The organism is Rhizobium sp. PEPV16, from assembly GCF_008919455.1.
Classification (GTDB): domain Bacteria; phylum Pseudomonadota; class Alphaproteobacteria; order Rhizobiales; family Rhizobiaceae; genus Rhizobium; species Rhizobium leguminosarum_Q.
Genome location: NZ_VSZV01000105.1, coordinates 1 through 4,583 on the forward strand (window position 1 = coordinate 1; position 4,583 = coordinate 4,583).

Sequence of the window (4,583 nt, forward strand, 5' to 3'; positions counted from 1 at the left end):
TACGAAACCACCAAAGTTCCGTCCCTTGCTTTCGTATTAGCTGCACAAAGCGGATGTACTTCCCGTTAGACGGAATAATCTGCCATTGCTTGGTCTCATCGTTGAATCGGTGATTATTTTCAAACAACTCTATCGGTTCGATAGTGCCTATAAGGCCAGGTCTCACGGTCGTGAAAGGGAAAGACGCCTCCACGGTAGAGCCGCGTTCTTTCTGTTCGTAAGGGACATATGCAGGAGTCCCAGGCAGTACTGGCGGATAGTATCTCGAAATCGGTCGAAACTTAAAGATGACCCGATCGCCTCCATCGTGGACAGCAAATTCTCTTACGCCCCCTACAAAACTGCTATTAGATTCATTTCCGCACCAGTTTCCAACAATTGGTGCGAAATTCTTGTCAGATAGCTCAGGTTCGATTTTACCGGGAACCAAAACTGTGCAGTCGAACGTGGACCCGGCGCTGTGGGCGGTTAAAGCAAACAGGTGATCCCCAACCCCGATGCGGGGCACAACAAACAGGTTGTTTCCGGCGCGTAATTCGCCGTTGCTAGTCTTGATATCCTCTCGTTTCCCGTTCCGAGAAATGAAGATTGAATCGATAGGCGGATTCAAGCCAACATTGCTTCGCCAATTAGCTCGAAACGCGATCTCGTTGCGTGATGGATCAGCGAAGCATTTGAGATCATTAACGATTGTCGGCGTTGACGCCAAGATGCAGGCTTCCCAGGCTTTAACTTGTTCTGGCGTGAGCTGTTCCCTAAGCGCATACACTGCTGAACTTTGGTTGACTGCTTTGCTGGTTTCCTCACACTTCTGCGCCTTCCATTTGTTTATTCTATCATCAGTCAGACCTGCAGAAGTTGAACCTTCACCCTTTCCATCAATGGAGAAAAGGCCAGGGATGTCGAAGCTGCCGCCGCCCCCGCCTGCTTCAGATTCCATAGTCTTTGTATGGGTGCGAACTGCACTATTACTCAAGCTACATATGTAATAGCGCTCCGCCCTCTCGGAATTGTCATCGCGTTTCTCGATTGTTCGAAGGGCCTTTCCAATTATATCTCCACATATCTCGCGCGGGTCCCTTTCCTGGGCAGTCACCTGGGAGAAAGAAAGAACAACAGCAGCTAAGGAGATCAATGCGAAATGAAATGCTTTCATCGACGTCGATCCTCATGAGGCAATGCGCGGCACAAATAGCGGTCGCTTTAGGTATATCAATCACTTAGTTCCATAATAGAACTATGCCGCAGATTTTGGCGCCACGACCGCAGGCATTTTCACGCCTCCATCGTCTGAGCGTCATTCGAAGATTATCTTTCCTCAAAATGCCAACGGAAAGTTGTACTCCCAAACGCGCCTATCGGGAACATAGCTACATCGAATTAGATCTGGAGCGGCAATTTGAACCATTCTGATTCAACCTAAAGAAGAATAAGTCCGCCTCTCTACCCATATTTACGGGAACCCAAAAGAGTTCCCGTATGGCCCTCAACGACGCAATCCACACCCGGCTCGACAGCCTGGAAACTGCTGTCCGCCTGATGTCCGACCGCGTCGTCGCACTGGCTGATTTCATGGAGCGCCTGGTCGTGCTCGAGGAGCGTAATAGCTTCGTCGTCACCCAGGTCAAGGAAGTCAAGGACGGCTTCCGCGAGTCGATCGGTGAGCTGAAAACTCAGCATGCCGACCTCGAGAAGAAGTACACGGCGCTCAACGAGAAGGTCGTGCGCCTGGTGACGCTCTGCTCCGTGTCCACAGCGGTCATCTCGGCCGTTGCTCCACTCCTGCTCAAGAAATTCGTGGGGCTCTGATGAAGCTCCCGCACCTGGATCCGGCCTGGAAAACAATCCTGCGACACGCCTGGTCAATGTGGTGCGTCTACTTTTTCCTCTTCCTCGTCGTGCTCGAGCCGATCTGTGACACGCTGCTTTCCATGATTGCCGGCTCGGAACTGCCACCGGCTGTCCGCCTGGGCTTCTCCATCCTGGACGGCTTGGTCGCGCTCGGCGCCGTCTACGGACGCCTCATTCCCCAAAAGAAAATCTCAGGAGCCCAGAATGGCTAAGAAGACGATCGTCGGCACGATCGCCAGCGCTGCTATTGCACTCGGCGTGTCCATAGCGGAGCCCAGGAGGGCTACATCGGCTACGTCTACCGCGATGCGGTTGGCGTCCTCACCTACTGCTACGGCGAGACCGAAAATGCGAAATCAATGCAGGGCCGGACGTTTTCCCAAGCAGGAGTGTCATGACCTGCTGGTTAAGCGCATGGCCCATTACGACCAAGGTAACGAGGCATGCGTCAAGAACTGGAGCACCCTCCCCGTCGAGACTCGCGGAGCGTTCGACAGCTTCTCCTACAACGTGGGGAACGGAGCCTTCTATGGCTCGACCGCCGCGAAGTATCTGAGAAGCGGCAACATCGCCGCCGCCTGCAACGCGATGCTCTCCTTGATGTTGACAGGTTGCTCAATATCTGGCCGAAGCCTGCCACCTCCGCTGCCCGATGACTTGCGGGCCTATTTCGACGAGTTGGTCCCGCCTCCTGTGAAGGGCAAGCGCTTCACCAAGGGCCAAGTCTACGACAAGCTTGGCGAGTTCATCGTGCTCGACGAGAAAAAGTCGAGTTGAGGCCGGCGTCTCATCGCCCGAGATGACGCTCCACAGACAGGAAGAATCGGCGGATAACCGTTGTGACGTATTATCAACTTCGCAAGTCCAGACTTCCTTGCGCCTTGCATTGGGGCCGCCCGATCGTAAGAGCGTCGAATTGCCCGTTCTTAGTTAGCAGGCCGTCATCGTATGTTTCAAGCACGTCACACTGCAGATGAAGAGCCGTTGCGAGGTGGATGGAGTCCTTCGGCCTTATCCCGTCATTCCAAACGTGCTTCTGGGCCTTTTGCGCTACCGCTCGGTCAAGGTTCACGACTTTGATGTAGGAGCGCCGGAAGAAGCCATTCAATAGACCAGCTTTTTCCTCGGTCAAACGCGGCCCCGCCTTCGTCCAGAGAACCTCGGCCACCGTCAGTGCAGACGTAACTATGACTATTTCACCGGCGGATGCGCGGTCTAGGGTATCCCGGCAAGCGTCGATACGCCCGGCCTCGTTCTGAAGCCATGCGAGGAAACAGACACTATCCCAATAGTGTTTCGCTACCACGAATCCCCCGCAGCTGGCCCGAAAATTCCCCTCACATCCTCTGCTGTTGGCAGCTCGTCATCCGACGGCATTGGCTCAATGGTCTGAACTCTTATAGCCAAGGGAATCCCCTGCTGATTATAGCGTATTTCGCCGGATACTTCGACGCGCTTGCGAAAGTTATCCATAACGGATTGCAACATGTCCTCGCTGACAATGCATCTCACGGGGTTGCGATAAAGAATATCCCGGATACGGAACTCGAGTCCTCCGACAGCATCTTGAATCGTCTGCAATCTGCCGTCGAGGGAACCAAAATCGTTGTACTCCCGCCCCCTGCTTTCTCGGATGAACTCTCCGATATCTGGCCCGATCACGGTCGGAGTCTTGCGAACCCAGAACCGAACCGGAATCTTATTGCCCCTTCGATCTCGAAGTTCCGCCAGCATTTGAATGTGGCTAAGTGCTTTTTCGCTCAGATTACTGTCTTCCACTTCGCCCCTGATTAGAGACGCGGAGGCGGCGTTGAAGCGCGTGTACAAGTCACTCAGCGTGTGGACATCGTAGTCTTCGATCGGACGCATCGCCAGGATGGTGCTGCCTTGCCGAGCTATTACCTCCCAAGCGGGCGCTTCTTTTGCGATCGTGTCGCGGGTGACTTCTTCTACATAGCCGAAAAAATGGCGCGCGACATCGATGAACCGTTTCGGGTCCAGATTTCCTCCAATCTCCAACGCAAGGTCGGCAGGAATCTCGTCGGGCTGCGCCATGGCTTTCAACCTCTCCGCACAAGAGGGTATGCGCCCGACGAGTCACTGTAAAGGCACCCCTTGCCTAGTGCCCACGAGAGCGATTGAGGCTCACCCCGAGCCAAGAATTCTCTGACGAGAGCTTGACTCGAATCAGTTAAAGCCCGAAATTGAGGCCGGATAGCCCGACAAGGGAGTACTATCTAGATAGGCCAATTCGCCCATTACACTACCGGTGCCGAGGCGATGCTTATCTCTATTTCGGTGTATGCCGCTTTAACGACGGAATTCGACATTCTGACCACCGGTAGGGTCAAGTAGTTGGAATCTCGGAGCGATAAACACTTCTAATTGAAACCTGGACTCGATGATGGAGTCCGAGAGGAGTAACCATGGAACCTTCGTTCCAAGGGAGCTTCGGGTGGATATTGGGGGTGATTGTTATCGCAATTATCTTCATCCTCCCGACCTTCCTGTACATCCGCAATCCCGCATTCTTTCTGGTGCGGATTTCGAACCTGTTGCATATCGAGTATAAGGCGCGAAATGAAGAAGGCCCCAAATAGGGGGCCTCTATTCTCCCAGCTGTCTTCACCCATTATGCGGCTCCCTTGTTGAAGTCGATCGGGCGGGCCCCCGATGAGCAATCGACATGTTCGCGATCGACGTCCTCGACCATCGCCTCGCCGAGCCCTTTC

At 53.9% G+C, this 4,583-nt stretch carries 6 protein-coding genes; 4 read left to right on the forward strand and 2 right to left on the reverse strand.

Annotated features, from left to right (window positions below; genetic code table 11):
* The coding region (locus FY112_RS01400) for a hypothetical protein (protein WP_151517455.1) at positions 1–1,156 on the reverse strand (1,156 nt) is incomplete at its 3' end.
* A 323-nt stretch (positions 1,157–1,479) separates the two neighbouring features.
* Here FY112_RS01400 and FY112_RS01405 point away from each other — a divergent pair.
* From FY112_RS01405 to FY112_RS01415, 3 genes are read left to right on the forward strand one after another with little or no spacing between them, the layout of a single operon-like run.
* Positions 1,480–1,809, forward strand: coding sequence for a hypothetical protein (locus FY112_RS01405; protein ID WP_151517456.1), 330 nt, complete (start codon positions 1,480–1,482; stop codon positions 1,807–1,809).
* A complete protein-coding gene (locus FY112_RS01410; RefSeq protein WP_151517457.1) occupies positions 1,809–2,063 on the forward strand; it encodes a hypothetical protein in 255 nt (84 codons plus the stop codon). Before FY112_RS01405 ends, FY112_RS01410 begins: the two co-directional genes overlap by 1 nt.
* Complete coding sequence (locus tag FY112_RS01415; protein WP_151517458.1) at positions 2,056–2,628, forward strand: hypothetical protein; 573 nt, start codon at positions 2,056–2,058, stop codon at positions 2,626–2,628. Before FY112_RS01410 ends, FY112_RS01415 begins: the two co-directional genes overlap by 8 nt.
* Positions 2,629–3,150: 522 nt before the next feature.
* Here FY112_RS01415 and FY112_RS01425 read toward each other — a convergent pair.
* The gene (locus FY112_RS01425; protein ID WP_151517460.1) at positions 3,151–3,906 is read right to left on the reverse strand and encodes a hypothetical protein; all 756 of its coding nucleotides are present in this window, start codon (positions 3,904–3,906) and stop codon (positions 3,151–3,153) included.
* 371 nt (positions 3,907–4,277) lie between these two features.
* Here FY112_RS01425 and FY112_RS36550 point away from each other — a divergent pair, with 371 nt between their 5' ends.
* Entirely contained in the window at positions 4,278–4,451 is a 174-nt protein-coding gene (locus tag FY112_RS36550; RefSeq protein ID WP_168289718.1) for a hypothetical protein, read from the forward strand.
* Positions 4,452–4,583: the final 132 nt, after the last annotated feature.

What these genes read in the sequence shown, in the direction of transcription:
- FY112_RS01405 (WP_151517456.1), top strand. Translation starts at nt 1,480, where the DNA reads ATGGCCCTCAACGACGCAATCCACACCCGGCTCGACAGCCTGGAAACT.
- FY112_RS01410 (WP_151517457.1), top strand. Translation starts at nt 1,809, where the DNA reads ATGAAGCTCCCGCACCTGGATCCGGCCTGGAAAACAATCCTGCGACAC.
- FY112_RS01415 (WP_151517458.1), top strand. Translation starts at nt 2,056, where the DNA reads ATGGCTAAGAAGACGATCGTCGGCACGATCGCCAGCGCTGCTATTGCA.
- FY112_RS01425 (WP_151517460.1), bottom strand. Translation starts at nt 3,906, where the DNA reads ATGGCGCAGCCCGACGAGATTCCTGCCGACCTTGCGTTGGAGATTGGA.
- FY112_RS36550 (WP_168289718.1), top strand. Translation starts at nt 4,278, where the DNA reads ATGGAACCTTCGTTCCAAGGGAGCTTCGGGTGGATATTGGGGGTGATT.